The sequence below is a fragment of the Sporosarcina sp. BI001-red genome (genome assembly GCF_003384035.1).
In the GTDB taxonomy this organism is placed as follows: Bacteria; Bacillota; Bacilli; order Bacillales_A; family Planococcaceae; genus Sporosarcina.
In genome coordinates this window covers 253,729-269,160 of record NZ_QQAK01000013.1, presented here as the reverse complement: position 1 = coordinate 269,160, position 15,432 = coordinate 253,729, and the positions used below count along the sequence as shown (strand labels likewise).

The 15,432-nt window shown below is 44.4% G+C and carries 15 protein-coding genes and 1 tRNA gene; 6 read left to right on the top strand and 10 right to left on the bottom strand.

Annotated features, from left to right (window positions below; translation table 11 throughout):
• The first annotated feature begins 129 nt into the window (after positions 1–129).
• Positions 130–456 carry a hypothetical protein gene (locus DVB69_RS12975; protein ID WP_116019518.1) on the top strand — a complete coding sequence of 109 codons (327 nt, stop codon included), beginning with the start codon at positions 130–132 and terminating at the stop codon, positions 454–456.
• Positions 457–544: 88 nt separating this feature from the next.
• Here the strand turns inward: DVB69_RS12975 and pheT are convergent, their stop codons facing one another.
• From pheT to DVB69_RS12960, 3 genes are all read right to left on the bottom strand, one after another.
• A complete protein-coding gene (gene pheT / locus DVB69_RS12970; RefSeq protein WP_116019517.1) occupies positions 545–2,956 on the bottom strand; it encodes a phenylalanine--tRNA ligase subunit beta in 2,412 nt (803 codons plus the stop codon).
• A gap of 12 nt (positions 2,957–2,968) precedes the next feature.
• A complete protein-coding gene (gene pheS / locus DVB69_RS12965) occupies positions 2,969–4,006 on the bottom strand; it encodes a phenylalanine--tRNA ligase subunit alpha (RefSeq protein WP_116019516.1) in 1,038 nt (345 codons plus the stop codon).
• A 542-nt stretch (positions 4,007–4,548) separates the two neighbouring features.
• Positions 4,549–5,313, bottom strand: coding sequence for a TrmH family RNA methyltransferase (locus DVB69_RS12960; protein WP_116019515.1), 765 nt, complete (start codon positions 5,311–5,313; stop codon positions 4,549–4,551).
• Between the two features lie 95 nt (positions 5,314–5,408).
• On the opposite strand from DVB69_RS12960, the gene sspI reads away from it, so the two are divergent.
• Positions 5,409–5,621 carry a small acid-soluble spore protein SspI gene (gene sspI / locus DVB69_RS12955; RefSeq protein WP_025783254.1) on the top strand — a complete coding sequence of 71 codons (213 nt, stop codon included), beginning with the start codon at positions 5,409–5,411 and terminating at the stop codon, positions 5,619–5,621.
• A gap of 60 nt (positions 5,622–5,681) precedes the next feature.
• Here sspI and argF read toward each other — a convergent pair whose 3' ends face one another.
• The 3 genes from argF to DVB69_RS12940 all read right to left on the bottom strand — a co-directional run bounded on the left by argF (position 5,682) and on the right by DVB69_RS12940 (position 8,922).
• Positions 5,682–6,641, bottom strand: a complete 960-nt coding sequence (argF, locus tag DVB69_RS12950) for an ornithine carbamoyltransferase (RefSeq protein WP_116019514.1) — start codon at positions 6,639–6,641, stop codon at positions 5,682–5,684.
• A gap of 130 nt (positions 6,642–6,771) precedes the next feature.
• The gene (locus tag DVB69_RS12945; protein WP_116019513.1) at positions 6,772–7,860 is read right to left on the bottom strand and encodes a M42 family metallopeptidase; all 1,089 of its coding nucleotides are present in this window, start codon (positions 7,858–7,860) and stop codon (positions 6,772–6,774) included.
• Between the two features lie 75 nt (positions 7,861–7,935).
• On the bottom strand, positions 7,936–8,922 hold the full coding sequence (locus DVB69_RS12940) for a diaminopimelate dehydrogenase (RefSeq protein WP_116019512.1): 987 nt from the start codon (positions 8,920–8,922) through the stop codon (positions 7,936–7,938).
• 204 nt (positions 8,923–9,126) lie between these two features.
• Between DVB69_RS12940 and DVB69_RS12935 the strand changes: the two genes are divergently transcribed.
• Both DVB69_RS12935 and DVB69_RS12930 read left to right on the top strand, forming a co-directional pair.
• On the top strand, positions 9,127–10,293 hold the full coding sequence (locus DVB69_RS12935) for an MFS transporter (RefSeq protein WP_116019511.1): 1,167 nt from the start codon (positions 9,127–9,129) through the stop codon (positions 10,291–10,293).
• 148 nt (positions 10,294–10,441) lie between these two features.
• The gene (locus DVB69_RS12930; protein WP_116019567.1) at positions 10,442–10,855 is read left to right on the top strand and encodes a VOC family protein; all 414 of its coding nucleotides are present in this window, start codon (positions 10,442–10,444) and stop codon (positions 10,853–10,855) included.
• A gap of 72 nt (positions 10,856–10,927) precedes the next feature.
• On the opposite strand, the gene recQ is transcribed toward DVB69_RS12930, so the two are convergent.
• The 4 genes from recQ to pssA all read right to left on the bottom strand — a co-directional run bounded on the left by recQ (position 10,928) and on the right by pssA (position 14,076).
• Positions 10,928–12,700 carry a DNA helicase RecQ gene (recQ, locus tag DVB69_RS12925; protein ID WP_116019510.1) on the bottom strand — a complete coding sequence of 591 codons (1,773 nt, stop codon included), beginning with the start codon at positions 12,698–12,700 and terminating at the stop codon, positions 10,928–10,930.
• Between the two features lie 70 nt (positions 12,701–12,770).
• Entirely contained in the window at positions 12,771–13,277 is a 507-nt protein-coding gene (locus DVB69_RS12920; RefSeq protein WP_370452982.1) for a hemerythrin domain-containing protein, read from the bottom strand.
• 75 nt (positions 13,278–13,352) lie between these two features.
• A tRNA-Ser gene (locus tag DVB69_RS12915) sits at positions 13,353–13,443 on the bottom strand.
• Between the two features lie 99 nt (positions 13,444–13,542).
• Complete coding sequence (pssA, locus tag DVB69_RS12910; RefSeq protein ID WP_116019508.1) at positions 13,543–14,076, bottom strand: CDP-diacylglycerol--serine O-phosphatidyltransferase; 534 nt, start codon at positions 14,074–14,076, stop codon at positions 13,543–13,545.
• A gap of 45 nt (positions 14,077–14,121) precedes the next feature.
• Here pssA and asd point away from each other — a divergent pair, with 45 nt between their 5' ends.
• Both asd and DVB69_RS12900 read left to right on the top strand, forming a co-directional pair.
• Positions 14,122–14,922 carry an archaetidylserine decarboxylase gene (gene asd, locus DVB69_RS12905; protein ID WP_158541090.1) on the top strand — a complete coding sequence of 267 codons (801 nt, stop codon included), beginning with the start codon at positions 14,122–14,124 and terminating at the stop codon, positions 14,920–14,922.
• 16 nt (positions 14,923–14,938) lie between these two features.
• Entirely contained in the window at positions 14,939–15,424 is a 486-nt protein-coding gene (locus tag DVB69_RS12900; protein ID WP_116019506.1) for a DedA family protein, read from the top strand.
• Positions 15,425–15,432: the final 8 nt, after the last annotated feature.

Sequence of the window (15,432 nt, the reverse complement as noted above, 5' to 3'; positions counted from 1 at the left end):
AATCTAGGTTTTAGGTTGGACGGTGGTTAGGGATTAATTGGTCGCGAGTCCGATGAATGTTTACCCTAATTATGGTTCCGCGGTAATGGGGCTATTTGAACGAGCGGGTTTCAACTCGGAACGGGCGGGTTGCTGACTGAAACGAGCGGGTTCCAACTCGAAACGGGCGGGTTACTGACTGAAACGAGCGGGTTCCAACTCGGAACGGGCGGGTTACTGACTGAAACGAGCGGGTTTCAACTCGAAACGGGCGGGTCGCCAACCGAAACGGGCGGGTTGCTGACTGAAACGGGCGGGTTGCCACTCGGAACGGGCGGGTTGCTGACTGAAACGGGCGGGTTCCCACTCGAAACGGGTGGGTTGCCAACCGGAACGAGCGGGTTCCAACTCGAAACGGGCGAGTCGCCAACCGGAACGGGCGGGTTGTTGACTGAAACGAGCGGGTTCCTCGCCTAAACGACCAGGTACATCGTTAACTCTCATACACACAAAAACAGAGGGAGAACCGGCATACACCGGTTCTCCCTCTGTTTTTCATATAACATCAGCCACGCAAGACTGCGCCTGATTTTTCTTTCAGTGCAGCGAGTACTTTGTCATGACGCGTCACAACTTCCTCGTCTGTCAAAGTGCGTTCTGGATCGAAGTACGTTAACGAGAACGCGAGTGACTTCGTGCCTTCTTCGACTTTGTCGCCTTCGTACAAGTCGAATACAGCTACGTCTTTCAACAATTTACCGCCTGCTTCTTGGATAATATCCATTAAGCTTCCGGCCGCTTCGTCTTTCGAAACAACTAGTGCGATATCACGTGACATCGATGGGTAGCGTGGGACTTGTGCATACACAAGTGCCTCAGCAGATTCAGCTAGCAACATTGCTAGGTTCATTTCCATCACATACGTTTCTTTCAAATCGTGTTTTTTCTGTTCAGTTGGGTGTAATTGACCGAGAACGCCTACTACTGCGCCATCCAACAAGATGTCTGCGGTTCTGCCAGGATGCAATCCGTCGTGAGTGGCTTTTGCATACGTTACTTTGTCAGTGAGACCAAGTGTATCCATCAGACCTTCAACGATTCCCTTCATCACAAAGAAATCGACTTTCTTATTTTCTTGTTGCCATGCGTGATCGACCCATTTGCCCGTGATCACTGCTGCAACGTGGCCCACTTCTTTCGGGAGACCATCTTCTTGCGTTCCTAAGAACACAGAACCCGTCTCATACAACGAAACTGTGTCAATGCGACGCGCAACGTTATAAGTTGTTGCATCCAACAAATGTGGAAGCAAGCTTTGACGCAATATGCTACGATCTTCACTCATTGGCATAAGAAGCTCAGTCACCGGTGCTGTCTCCAGTGCGAAGCTTTGAGATTCCGCACGTGAAGTTAGTGAATAGGTGATTGCCTGGTAAAGACCAGCGCTCTCCATAAAACGGCGAACGAGGCGTCGTTTTTCCTGGAAGCTGTTCAATCCGCCCGGAACACTTTCACCAATTGGCAATGTCATCGGAATTTCATCGTAACCATATAGACGTGCAATTTCTTCAATTAAATCTTCTCGAATACGTAAATCTTGTCTGCGTGTTGGTGCATCGACGACCAATTGTCCATTCGCTGCTTCTACAGGAATTTGAAGACGGCCTAAAATCGAAACCATTTCGTCCATTGGAATCTTCATTCCGAGACGCTGGTTCACATAGTCCGGTGACAATAAAATGCGAACAGACTCTTTATCCAACTCATCAAATTGAACTGATCCTGCTAACACTTCTCCACCAGCAAGTTCAGCCATCAATTGTGCCGCCCGTTCTGCTGCTTCAGCTACACGGTTCGGGTCTACCCCTTTTTCAAAGCGTGTACTAGCATCACTGCGCAAGCCAACGTCTTTTGAAGTTTTGCGAACAGATGCAGGTGCAAAATAAGCCGATTCAATGACAACAGTTGTCGTGCCGTCATGAACTTCGGAATTCGCTCCTCCCATTACTCCTGCAAGAGCTACGGGCTCTTTACCATTCGTAATCACGAGCTGATCTGCATGTAGTGTACGCTCGACATCATCCAGTGTCGTCATCTTTTCACCTTCTACCGCGTGGCGAACGACGATTTCCTTTGTTGCTAGACGATCGTAGTCGAAAGCGTGCAATGGCTGACCGTACTCAAGCAATACGAAATTCGTAATATCGACCACGTTGTTATGCGGACGAACGCCTGCAGCCATCAAATAGTTTTGAAGCCATAATGGTGACTCTGCCACTTTCAAGTTTTTAACGACTTTTGCAACGTACATCGGATTGTCTTCTTTTGCTTCTACTTTAAGCGTCAAGACGTCTTCAGCTTTTTCATTAGAAGCTGTGTATTCAATTTTCGGGAGCTTGACATCTTCAGATAAAATCGCACCTACTTCATACGCAACACCTAACATGCTGAGCGCGTCGGAGCGATTCGGTGTCAAATCGAATTCCAAGATGACGTCATCCAATCCAAGGAATGAAAGTGCGTCTGTCCCCGGCTTAGCATCAGCTGGAAGGACATAAATGCCTTCTGCATAAGCTTTTGCGACGGTCTTTCCTTCAACACCGAGCTCTTGAAGAGAACAAATCATGCCGTTTGACACTTCACCGCGGAGTTTCGCTTTTTTAATCTTTATGCCGCCTGGCAATTTTGCGCCTGGAAGTGCAGCAATAATGTTTTGTCCTGCCGCAACGTTTGGAGCACCACAAATGATTTGAACCGTTTCTTCACCGATGTTCACTTGGCAAATGTTCAATTTGTCTGCTTCTGGATGCTTCTCACAAGATTCTACGTGTCCGACAACAATATTCGTCAGTCCTTCAGAACGGTCGATGATGGTATCGACTTCAATGCCCGCACGTGTAATCTTTTCAGCAAGATCCGCAGGTGCGATGCCTTTTGTATCTACATAATTTTCTAGCCATTTCGTTGATACGTACATGGGGTCTCCTCCTTACACTTCTGTGCGGTTAAATTGTGATAAGAAACGCATATCGTTCGTAAAGAAATGGCGAATGTCTTCGACGCCATACTTTAGCATTGCAATTCGCTCTGGTCCCATACCAAACGCGAATCCAGTGAATACCTCAGGGTCATATCCAGCCATTTTGAGTACATTCGGATGTACCATACCGGCACCAAGAATTTCAATCCAGCCCGTTTTCTTACAGACGTTACAGCCTGATCCGCCGCATTTGAAGCATGATATGTCCATTTCAACAGAAGGCTCTGTAAATGGGAAGAAGCTTGGACGAAGTCGGATTTCTCGTTCTTCACCGAACATCTTTTTCGCAAATAACGCGAGCGTCCCCTTCAGGTCACTCATTCGGATGTCTTCGCCAACTACGAGACCTTCAATTTGTGTAAATTGGTGAGAGTGTGTCGCATCATCGCTATCGCGGCGATACACTTTACCTGGACAGATAATTTTGATGGGCTCACCTTTTTTAGAAGCCATTGTCCGCGCTTGGACAGGCGACGTGTGAGTGCGAAGCAAAACGTCTTCCGTAATGTAGAATGAATCCTGCATATCGCGCGCTGGGTGACCTTTCGGCAAGTTCAACGCCTCAAAATTATAGTAATCTTGTTCCACTTCAGGACCTTCCGCCACTTCATATCCCATGCTGATGAAGAAGTCTTCGATTTCTTCTACAACGCGTGTCAGCGGATGATGATTGCCGAGTTTAACAGGTCTTCCTGGTAGAGAGATATCGATCGTCTCTTTTTCAAGTTTTTCATTAACGGCTTGTTGTTCGAGTAGTTCCATTTTCTCTTCTAGAGAAGTCGTAACGGTTTCACGAACGACGTTGACAAGTGCGCCCATCTTAGGACGTTCGTCTGCCGGAAGTTTCCCCATTCCTTTTAAAAGGTCCGTGATTGGCCCCTTTTTCCCTAGATAAGCTACGCGCACGTCGTTTAGTTCTTTCACTGACGCTGCGGCTTCAATTTTCTGCAGTGCTTCTTGTTTCAACTGTTCCAGCTGCTGCTCCATTGTCATTCTCCTTTCAAAATAGCTTAGTTAAGTGGATTTTCGTAGTCACTTCTTATGGACATATAACCGTTGAATGGAGAACAGGGCGGCATCTCCGGAGGGATCAGCGAAGATCGATAACCCCGCAGAAGCGAAGCGCCGAGGAGGCTGAGATCAAGCCCCTCGGAAAGTGTCCGCCTGAAACGCAATTCAACACTGTCACATATAAAGACCTAACAAAATAAAAAAACTCGTCCCCTAAAAAAGGGACGAGGACGAATTCGCGGTACCACCCTGATTACCATGCCGGTCGTGCGCATGATCTCTCAACTTCGGAATAACGGTCCGTAGCCGGCTCATCTTTACAGCGAAATGCTGGTCCTGAAGGCAGCTCGCGGGGTGAACGGTAACAGTTTCGACCATCCATACTTCCAGTCAAGGTATGGACTCCCTAGCGTCAATTGTTCTGTATCCTCTTCCCGGTCAACACTTTTGTTGTCTGTTGCTCTTGTATACCTCATCAGTATAGCGGAATCCGTTTCATACTTCAATACTGGAGCGACTTAGCGGCGTGCATATGTGTACAGCAAGATGCCTGCTGCTACCGCAACGTTCAACGATTCTGCTTCACCGTACAAAGGAATCTTCACAATCGTATCTGCTTGCTCGAGGTATTCATCTGCAACTCCTGCCCCTTCATTGCCCATAAGGAGTGCAAAAGCAGGCAGTGCGTCCACTGTGAAATGATCTTTTGCTTGTTGCAATCCAGTTCCAATTACTTGCAGTCCGCCTTGTTTTGCACGGTCGATCCATTCATTCAAGTCGCCTTTTACGATAGGGATATGGAAATGGGAACCTTGCCCAGAACGGACTGTTTTCGGGTTAAAAGGATCGGCACACCCCTTACCAAGAATCACAGCGTCCATTCCAGCAGCATCTGCCGTACGGATCATTGTTCCGATGTTGCCTGGATCTTGAACTGCGTCGATGAATAGAAGACGTTTCCATTCTGAGTACAGATTTTCTGAAGGAATCGGCTGTTTGCAATGTGCAAAAATGCCTTGGGGGTGTTCGGTTTCTGAAATTTCAGCTGCTACTGCTTTCGTCATTTCAATGATTTGAATCGAAGACTCTTCTAATTCAAACGGAATTTCAACATCTTCACGGAACATGATGTGCAGTACGGAACCTTCAATCTTAAGCGCTTCTTCCACCAAGTGATGGCCTTCGATGATGAATTCTTCGGAGCGTTCTCGCTCTTTCTTCGTTGTAATAAGTTTTTTCCAGTGTTTCACAAGTGCGTTTTGTGTGGATTCAATACGTTTCATAGTGTAGGACAACTTCCTTTTTTTCTTTTCAGTGTATCAAAGACAAGCCCTCTTGGCGATACTAAACTCAAGTACGTTGAAAGGAGGTCAGATGAATGAATTTTCAAATTAGAGATGCCATTACCGCCAATATGACGGATAACAAAGCGCAAGATATCCGCGGCGTTGTCGATGATGCAATTGCACGTGGAGAAGAGCATCTGCTTCCTGGCTTAGGCGTGTTCTTCGAAAAGCTTTGGCAGCGCGCCGATGATCAGGAAAAGATGAAGATTACAGGTGAACTCGAGCACGCATTTGCTGCACAGTGACGAAAAAAGCAAAGGGATCGCAACACACCCATTAGGTGTAAGTGCGATCCCTTTTTCATTTTATAATAACGCGGCGAGCAAGGCTTTCTGAGCATGCAACCGATTTCCAGCCTGTTGGAATACGACTGATTGCGTCCCATCAATAACCGATGCGGAAACTTCTTGACCGCGATGGGCGGGTAGACAGTGCATGAACGTGTAATCGGATTTAGCATGGCCAGCAAGTTCGTCATTGATTTCAAATCCTTCGAAATCTGCCAGACGCTGTTCGGATTGTTCATCGTCACCCATACTGATCCATACGTCTGTATACAAAATGTCTGCATCTTTTGCAGCTTCAACCGGATCTGTCAGCTGTGTCATCGTTACGCCTGACTGTTTGGCTGCTTTTTCAATGGACGTTGCAATATCACCATCCATTTCGTATCCAACCGGTGTAGCGATTGCTGTATGGATCCCCATTTTAGCAGCGGCCATTAGTAGCGAATGCGCAACATTGTTGCCGTCCCCGATATAGACAAGTTTTAATCCCGCTAACTTCCCTTTCACTTCTTGGATGGTCAATAAATCCGCCAGTGCTTGGCAAGGGTGTACTTTATCTGTTAGCCCATTAATGACGGGAATTGACGCATTGTCTGCAAATTCTTTCACCATTTCATGAGAGTTTGCGCGAATCATTACGCCATCCAGATATTCAGAAAATACTTTCGCTGTATCTGCAATCGACTCCCCACGTCCAATTTGAAGTTCAGTTGGATTCATCATCAATGCATGCCCGCCTAATTGGAACATGCCCACATCGAACGAAATACGAGTACGCGTCGAATTCTTTTCAAAGACCATTCCGAGAGTTTTTCCTTCGAGTGGTTTGGATGTGCCACCTGCAAGGAAATCTTTCTTCATTTTCGTCGCTTGCTCTAGAAGATAATCAATTTCTTCAGTTGAAAAATCCTCGATTGCTAAAAAGTCTTTTCCCTTCAATTGCTTCTCCATGTACTTCAATTCGAATGCGCTTGTCATAAAATCATCCTCCATGAATAAAATTGGTTATTCACAGTATAATTATGAATATTTATAAAGTCAAATGCATTTTTATACTTTACGCAAAATAAAAAGAGACAGACCATTACCTGATCTGCCTCTTCCCTATTTATTCAGAAATAATCTTGTTGACTGTTTCTTGGTCAAGCTTTTTAATGACTTCTACAATCAGTTTCACAGCGTTTTCATAATCATCGCGGTGTAACATCGCTGCGTGACTGTGAATGTAACGTGTTGCGACAGTGATTGCGATTGAAGGAACACCATTGCCGCTCAAGTGGATTGAGCCAGCGTCTGTTCCGCCACCTGACATAGAATCGAACTGATACGGAATGCCGTTTTCTTCAGCTGTGTCTACGACAAAGTCACGTAACCCTTTGTGCGCAATCATAGAAGCGTCATAAAGAATGATTTGTGGGCCGTCTCCCATTTTAGCTGCTGCTTCTTTAGCAGTAACTCCTGGTGTATCCCCTGCGATACCGACGTCCACTGCAAAACCGATGTCCGGCTTGATTTTGTTAGCTGCTGTTCCAGCACCACGAAGACCGACTTCTTCTTGGACAGCCCCGACACTATAAAGTGTATTCGGGTGTCCTTGCTTGTTCAGTTCCTTCATAACGTCAATTGCAATCGCGCAGCCAATCCGGTTATCCCAAGCTTTGGCAAGCAAATACTTTTCGTTATTCATAACCGTGAATTCGAAGTAAGGTACGACCATGTCTCCAGGTGAAACGCCCCACTCCATCGCTTCTTCACGTGAAGATGCACCGATATCGATGAACATATCTTTGATGTCTACTGGTTTTTTGCGTACTTCAGCAGGCAAAATATGTGGTGGTTTTGAACCGATAATTCCTGTAACAGAATCACCTTTGCGCGTTACAATCGTCACACGTTGTGCGAGCATAACTTGCGACCACCAGCCTCCGATTGTTTGGAAGCTCAAGAAACCTTTATCGTCAATACGGGAAATCATGAATCCGACTTCGTCAAGGTGACCTGCTACCATCACTTTAGGGCCGTCTGCATCGCCAGTATGTTTTGCGATGAGTGAACCAAGTCCATCCTGGTCAATCTCGTCTGCAAATGGCTCGATGTACCGTTTCATCACATCACGTGGTTCACGTTCGTTACCACCTGTACCTTTTGCATCTGTTAATTCTTTAAGCATGTGTAGCGTGTCATCCATTTTAGCCAAATCCTTCGACCCCCTAAGTAAATATGTTACTAGTATAGTACATGTTGGTTCATTTTCAAAGTATCCATACCATTCTTACAACAATTCTTTTCGAAGTTGGGCAGGACTTTTTGGTGATAAAAGACCTGGTGGAATATCGAATACGGTTTTCGCACCATGTTGGCCCAGTTTGTTTAACTTATGAGCAGCACGTGCATATGCAGTAAGGACACTTGACGTAAACTCAGGATTACTATCCAGAGTCAAGGAATATTCCATCACCTGATTCGTACCATTCCCAGTCTTACCGCTGCGTATGACAAAACCTCCATGGGGCATCGAGCTATGGTTCTCTTGCATTTCCTCTTCGCTGATAAACGTAACAGTCGTATCATAGTCCGCGAAGTAGTCAGGCATTGTCACGATAGTTTCTTCAACAATCGCTGCATCCGCGCCTTCTTTTAAGACGACATAGCACTCACGGACATGCTTCTCGCGTGTAGATAATTCAGGCTGTTCTCCCGCTCGAACTTTGGAAATTGCTTCGTCAGAAGGAATTGTATATTGGACAGCATTTTTCACACCATCAATCCGACGTACTGCGTCAGAATGTCCTTGACTTAGTCCCTTGCCCCAGAACGTATACGTGACACCATCAGCTAGCACAGTCTCTCCGTAAAGACGGTTTAATGAGAACAGACCCGGATCCCAGCCGACAGACAAGATCGCTGTGGTTCCTGCTGGAGCTGCCGCTTCATCAAGCGCATCAAAATATTCTGGAATTTTAGCATGCGTATCGAAACTGTCAACCGTCGTAAACAACTTTGCAAGTTCAGGACCTTGTTCAGGTAAATCTGCGCGAGACCCTCCGCAAAGAATCATGACATCTACTTTCTCTGTATAATCTTCCACTTTTGCTAACGGATAGACAGAAACACTGTCACCGATTGGGTGAACGTTACTCGGATCTCTTCTCGTGAAAATTCCGACCAACTCCATATCAGCTTGTTGGGATATCGCGAATTCAACCCCTTTGCCGAGGTTACCGTATCCTGCGATACCAATTCTAATCTTCGGTTCCATGCCTCATTCCCCCATTTCGTTTGACTATTCGTTATTTTACAGTTTTTTTAGAGAGATTGCTATTTTTTCTTCAACGTTCAGGTCTTTCTACAAATTCGTCACACATTTACCAGACATCTGTGAATTCCTATGTTGTTCGTTGATTTAAAACGTTATCATGATAAAATAAGCATGATTTATGAATTTTTGAAATGAGGCGTACCTATGCGGGGTTTTGTTTATTTAATCGTATTCTTTTCCTTTTTTGATTTGTTCTCTCAGCTACCTATTATGAGTCCATTTGCACTATCCCTAGGTGCTTCCACTTTTGTAGCGGGATTAGTTGTCGGGACCTACTCACTTGCGAACGTTTTCGGGAATGTTATTTCAGGATTTGTTACCGATAAAAGAGGTCCATTTAAGATCTTGCTAATTGGTCTTTTAACGAACGCTGTTGCATTGACGCTCTATTCCACAGTTCATGCTGCTTGGCTGCTGGTCGGTGTCCGTTTCGTTCACGGCTTTACGAATGGGCTGATCATTCCTGCGGCTTTTACATTTTTAGCGAATCGAGCAGAACCGGAAAAACGCGGAAAAAGTGTTGCCATTTCTGGTGCATTTGTTGGAATGGCAGCGATTGCAGGTCCCGCTTATAGCGGAATCGTTGCATCAGTAATCGGAAATCCTATAAAAGGAACACCTGCAATTATGCTTGTGAACGGCATCATCATGGCGATACTCGCACTTTTAGCTTTCCTTCTATTACGATCCGTCAAGCGGGTCAAAAAGTCAGGTGAAAAGTCCAAGGAGAAGCATGTTGGAGCAATGTTTCGACACCCGGGCATTCAACGTGCATTTGCAGGTGCTTTCTTCCTTATGTTTTCGCAAGGAGTCCTCGCGCTTATCCTTCCACTAAGGGTTGAATTGCTTGGATTTGATACAAAAACAACAGGTACTCTTTTGAGTACGTTTGGCATTGTGGCAATTCTCGTTTTTTTATTGCCCATTAACCGAATTTTTGATCGCGTGAGACCGATGATTACACTTGCATTCGGAATTTCATTAATGGGTGTAAGCATGTTGCTCTTGAGTCGCGCGGACGAGCTTGGCAGTCTTTATGGAACAATGGCTTTATATGGGGTCGGATTCGCATTTCTCTTCCCATCCATCAACTCATTGCTCATCGATTCTTCCGAAGCCGCCTACCGAGGGAAAGCATACGGTTATTTCTATGCATTTTTCTCAATGGGCGTTGTTGTGGGATCGTATACGATCGGAGCATTGAATTTGAATTTCAGTGGTGCATTCACCTTCACCGGCGTCCTCTTGCTACTCGTAGCAGCTTATACCATTTACGGCTTGGTCAAACAACGGACAGCAACGGCTAGGTGAATGGGTTTCCCATTCTATAAGGGTCGCTGTACCAATATCTCTGGCTTCAGATGATCCATAGTAATTCACTGCTAATACCGCTCAACTCGTGGACATGATATAATAAGAAACAGACTTATCTGAAATATAGAGGAATGGAGTGGTTCCTATCGGCATTAATGTATATGTAACATTTAACGGAACTTGTCGCCAAGCGGTGGAATTTTATGCGGATGCATTCAAAACGGAGAAACCTCAGTTTATGACATTTGGTGAGTCTCCACAGAATCCTGAATACCCATTACCCGAAGAGGCAAAAGATTTGATCATGCATACACGTCTTACAATAAAGAATGATGTCATCATGTTCTCTGACACATTCCCTGGTTCTCCCGTCGTAGTCGGCAATAACATCAGCCTGGCATTCGTCAGTGATGAACCTAATGAACTCAATGCGGCATTTGAAAAGCTCAAGCAAGGCGGTCACGTGTCCATGGAATTACAGGAGACATTTTTCAGTAAATGCTACGGGAAAATGAAAGATCAGTTTGGCATTGAATGGCAAATAAGCCACGAGGAATAACCGGATACAACACAAAAAACATACTAATCACTAGTATGTTTTTAATTTACCTATTTTTGTGGAAGTTCTCGCTCATATTTCCTGAAGTTGAAAAGAATTAATCTCTTCGATGAACGCCTCTCCGTATGTCTCAAGTTTGGTTTGTCCAACCCCAACTACATTCAAGAACTCCGCAGACGTTGCCGGCTTCTTCATCGCCATATCCTTCAAAGTCTTGTCCGAGAACACAACGAATGGAGGGACGCCAGCTTCTTGAGAAAGTTTCCGTCTCAATTGTCGAAGCTGTTCGAACAACGGATCATTTTCTGTCAGCACTTTTGAAACAAACGAGCCTTTCCGCATAATCTTGTCATTGCCAAGCAACACTTCTTTTCCACGCTCAGCGACTCGAATTGTTGGAAACTGCCCATTCTCCACTTGGAGACAATTCGCCGAAATCAGAAACTCAATAAAATCGGAAACTTCTTTCGCATTCTTTTCTTTCAGCAAACCGTATGTTGTCAGTTTATCAAACTTAAAGTCCAGCAACTTTTTATTTCTCGAACCGGTTAACACTTGAGCAATCATCGTTTTGCCAAAACGTTGACCCATCCGAATGACACACGACAACACTTTTTGGGCTTCCAGTGTAACATCCATCTGCTCGCGTGTATCTGTGCAATTTGCACACCTGCCACACTTCGGGGCATCTTTTTCGCCGAAATACGTCACGATGTATTGCTGCAAACAATTTTCAGTATGACAATAGTCAATCATCCCTTGTAGTTTTTCGAGTTCTGCTGGAACTCTGGAAGGATCCGGTGATTGGTCGATCAGAAAACGCTGCGTCTGGATATCCTGTGATGCAAACAGAAGCACACATTCACTATCAAGACCGTCCCGCCCCGCGCGCCCTGCTTCCTGATAATAACTTTCCATATTTTTCGGCATCTGGTAGTGGATGACGTATCGAATATTCGACTTGTCAATTCCCATACCAAACGCATTTGTAGCGACCATCACTGTTGCCTCATCATTCAAAAATCGTTCTTGCTCGTGATGTCGTTCTGTATCTGACATTCCGCCATGATATTTCACCACTTCAAATCCAGCCCGGTCTAACAGATCATAAATACTCTCGACCGCTTTTCGAGTTGCTGCATACACAATTCCAGCTTCCCCTTTGTTTTTACTCGCCACTTCTTTGATGAACTTCTCGCGATTTTGCCCTTTTACGACCGTAAACACTAAATTCGACCGCTCAAACCCAGTCATCACCGTCTGCTCTTCGGGAATTCCTAGCTGTAAGCGAATATCTTCCCGAACGTTAGGCGTAGCCGTTGCAGTTAACGCGAGCAAGACCGGTTTTTCATCAAAACAGTTCAAGACACGGCTAATATTTCGGTAACTCGGTCTGAAATCATGACCCCATTGGGAAATACAGTGTGCCTCATCGATTGCGATCATTGGAACGTTCATCCTGCTTAATTCTCTTAGAAATGACTCGGACTCCAGACGTTCAGGTGCAATATAAAGGAGTCGATATTGTCCGGCAATCGCATTTTCAAGAATACCGAAATACTCCTCTGACGATAACGTGCTGTTTATGTAGGCAGCAGGAATTCCGAGCTGCCAAAGTGCGTCTACCTGATCTTTCATAAGGGAAATAAGTGGGGATATGACGAGGACCGTTCCTTCGAATAGCATTGCTGGAACTTGGTAGCACAACGATTTACCGCCGCCAGTTGGCATAACACAAAGAGCATCCTGTCCATCCATCACATGCTGAATGACTTGCTCTTGACCTGTGCGGAATGATGTATATCCAAATTTCTCAGCGAGCACAGCAAGTGCTTGTTCCATCATTTAAAGTGCTCCTTTCATTGGAAACACGTCATTCATTACTTGAATGACGTGTTCTGTTGCTCCATTTATTTTAAGCTTCTTCTTTAGGTGATTCTATAAATAGCAAACGTTCTTCTTCACGACTATGAATTTCGTTCACAACTAATAATGCATAGAATTTTTGAAGGACGCTTGGACTAATTCCTTCCGTGTCTCTTAACGTTTCAATGTCTCCAACAATGATTCTAATCAAATCATGATCACGTGTCAGCTGGGTAACAGACTTTTCCATTTCAGGATTTTCAGTAACGAATTCTTGATAAAACCCGTCTTCTTCCGCATCCGCATGACTAATCACACGAGTCTTCCAATAATCGATTAAATCATTCGCTGCCCGTTCTGCATTTTTATGATCGCCTTCTTGAAGGAAGTCAATCAGCATCTCTGTTTTTCCAACGGCACCAGATAGTCCTCCTTCGTGAATAGCCCGATGAGAATGGAGCTGTTTTAAAGCGGGTCCTGCCATTTCAATCATCCCTTTCAGTAAATTATCTACTCTAAGAATAGCAGATTGGTAAGGAGAATGGAACGAACTCACAGACGCGACTTACTATGAACTAAAAACCAAATAAAAACCGTCTCGCAAAGTTACAGAGACGGTTCGATATATGTATGGCGGAGGCGAGAAGATTTGAACTCCCGCGGCGCTTGCACACCCTAGCTGATTTCGAGTCAGCCCCCTTCAGCCTCTTGGGTACGCCTCCATTTTTATTGGAAAAATTATAACATGTGTCGTACTAATCTTCAATTTAAAAACCTCTCCACTCAACTCTACGCTAGAAATCAAGTGAAGAAGCTGGTTATTATAATTTAGAAATTTTAAAGTTGCTGACCATCGCCCAAGATAGAATAAGCATCGCAATAACAAGATATGGTGCTGCGACATATGGAACCGCAAAATATAGAGCTGTTAAAATGACACCTGCTGCAGTAATCGGAACACCGCTGAATACACCATCAAATTCTTCTACATTATATCTCGCAAGACGAACTGCCCCACAAGCGATGTAAATAATCGTTGCTGCTATTCCTACCCAAAGCATTTCAGATAAGGCAGAATGATAGATGAGAACCGCTGGTGCGATTCCAAACGATATAATATCACTCAAGGAATCCAATTCTTTGCCGAATGCAGATTCCGTATGGAAGTGACGAGCCGTCATCCCGTCAAATCGATCGAATAACGCTGCTAGGAAAATGAATACCAAACTCATGTGTGACAAATCTCTGGAAATCAGTATAATGGCGATAACCCCAAAACTTAAGTTTACTAAAGTAATTGCATTCGCCAATTGGGCCTTTACTTTAGTATAATCAATATATCTAAATGAAAACATAACAAACCTCCCAATAATATATACTAGATAAAGATGGTGATTGTATTGAAAAAGAAACTTTTGAAATCATTAGTGGAATTGACAGGAAATCCGGTTGCCTCTGGCTTACTTCGTCATTTGTCAGCTTCACGACTAAGCAAACCACTTATTAAGACGTACTCAACAGCATATAAAATAGATGAGTCCATTATGGAATTCCCAAGAGAACACTATGACAGCCTTCAAGCATTTTTTACTCGTAGCCTAAAATCCGGGACACGACCTTTCAATGATTCACCAGAAACTCTCATCTCCCCTTCTGACGGACAGCTAAGTTCATATGGACCTGTGGAAGACGGACACCAATTTACAATTAAAGGTCATACATACAGTATAAATGAAATATTCATGGATGAAAAGAGGGCTTCGGTTTATAAAAATGGTTGGTACTTTGTATTCTACTTGTCTCCCTCAGATTATCATCATTTTCATTACCCTGCTGATGGGACAGTCATAAACCGTTACGCTCTTGGAAATAAATCATATCCTGTGAATACGATGGGTCTGAAATATGGAGACAAACCATTTGAAACAAATTATCGGTTGATTACGGAACTTTCAACAGCTTATGACAAATTGGCACTTGTCAAAGTGGGCGCGCTTAATGTAAACTCCGTACAGCTCTACTCTTCTTCTAAAGAAGCAAAAAAAGGAGAAGACTTTGGATATTTTTCATTCGGCTCAACAATTCTGTTATTCGTCGCGGGTGTCTCACCATTCTATCCTACGGTACAAGAAAAAGGTACAATACATGTCGGAGAACCTATCGGTCAATGGCTGCCACACAATTATTCATCAAAGAATTGACAAAAGAGGGATGTAAGTGAGCATTTTTCAAGACTTCGTTATCCATTATGGGTATTTTGCTGTTTTTCTATTTCTCGCTCTCGGGATATTTGGTTTACCGATGCCGGACGAATTTGTAATTGTCTTTACAGGATACTTGTCTTCAGCGGGGCTCCTCAATTTCGTAGGAGCAATGACCATAGCAATTTTAGGTGTGTTCATCGGCACACTTGTGACTTATGCAATTGGTAAAAAAGTCGGACGTCCTATCGTTGAACGCTTTGGTAAATGGGTCGGTCTGTCTGAAAAACGTGTACTCCGAGTGGAACGTTGGTTTGGCCGCTATGGCTCCTGGACTGTGACATTAGGTTTTTTTGTTCCAGGAATGCGACATTTTGTTTGTTGCTTTTCAGGTATGAGTGGCATGGCTGTAAAACGGTATATGCTTTTCTCTTCACTCGGTACAACCGCTTCAGGTATTATTTGCATCACACTCGGCTATTTGTTCGGATGGCCATTTTAAACACTCCG

Coding starts and splice junctions, on each gene's coding strand:
- recQ (WP_116019510.1), bottom strand. CDS start 12,700: ATGATGGAACAAGCACTTGCTGTGCTCGCTGAGAAATTTGGATATACA.
- argF (WP_116019514.1), bottom strand. CDS start 6,641: ATGACAAGCGCATTCGAATTGAAGTACATGGAGAAGCAATTGAAGGGA.
- DVB69_RS12935 (WP_116019511.1), top strand. CDS start 9,127: ATGCGGGGTTTTGTTTATTTAATCGTATTCTTTTCCTTTTTTGATTTG.
- DVB69_RS12940 (WP_116019512.1), bottom strand. CDS start 8,922: ATGGAACCGAAGATTAGAATTGGTATCGCAGGATACGGTAACCTCGGC.
- pssA (WP_116019508.1), bottom strand. CDS start 14,076: ATGTTTTCATTTAGATATATTGATTATACTAAAGTAAAGGCCCAATTG.
- pheS (WP_116019516.1), bottom strand. CDS start 4,006: ATGGAGCAGCAGCTGGAACAGTTGAAACAAGAAGCACTGCAGAAAATT.
- sspI (WP_025783254.1), top strand. CDS start 5,409: ATGAATTTTCAAATTAGAGATGCCATTACCGCCAATATGACGGATAAC.
- DVB69_RS12960 (WP_116019515.1), bottom strand. CDS start 5,313: ATGAAACGTATTGAATCCACACAAAACGCACTTGTGAAACACTGGAAA.
- pheT (WP_116019517.1), bottom strand. CDS start 2,956: ATGTACGTATCAACGAAATGGCTAGAAAATTATGTAGATACAAAAGGC.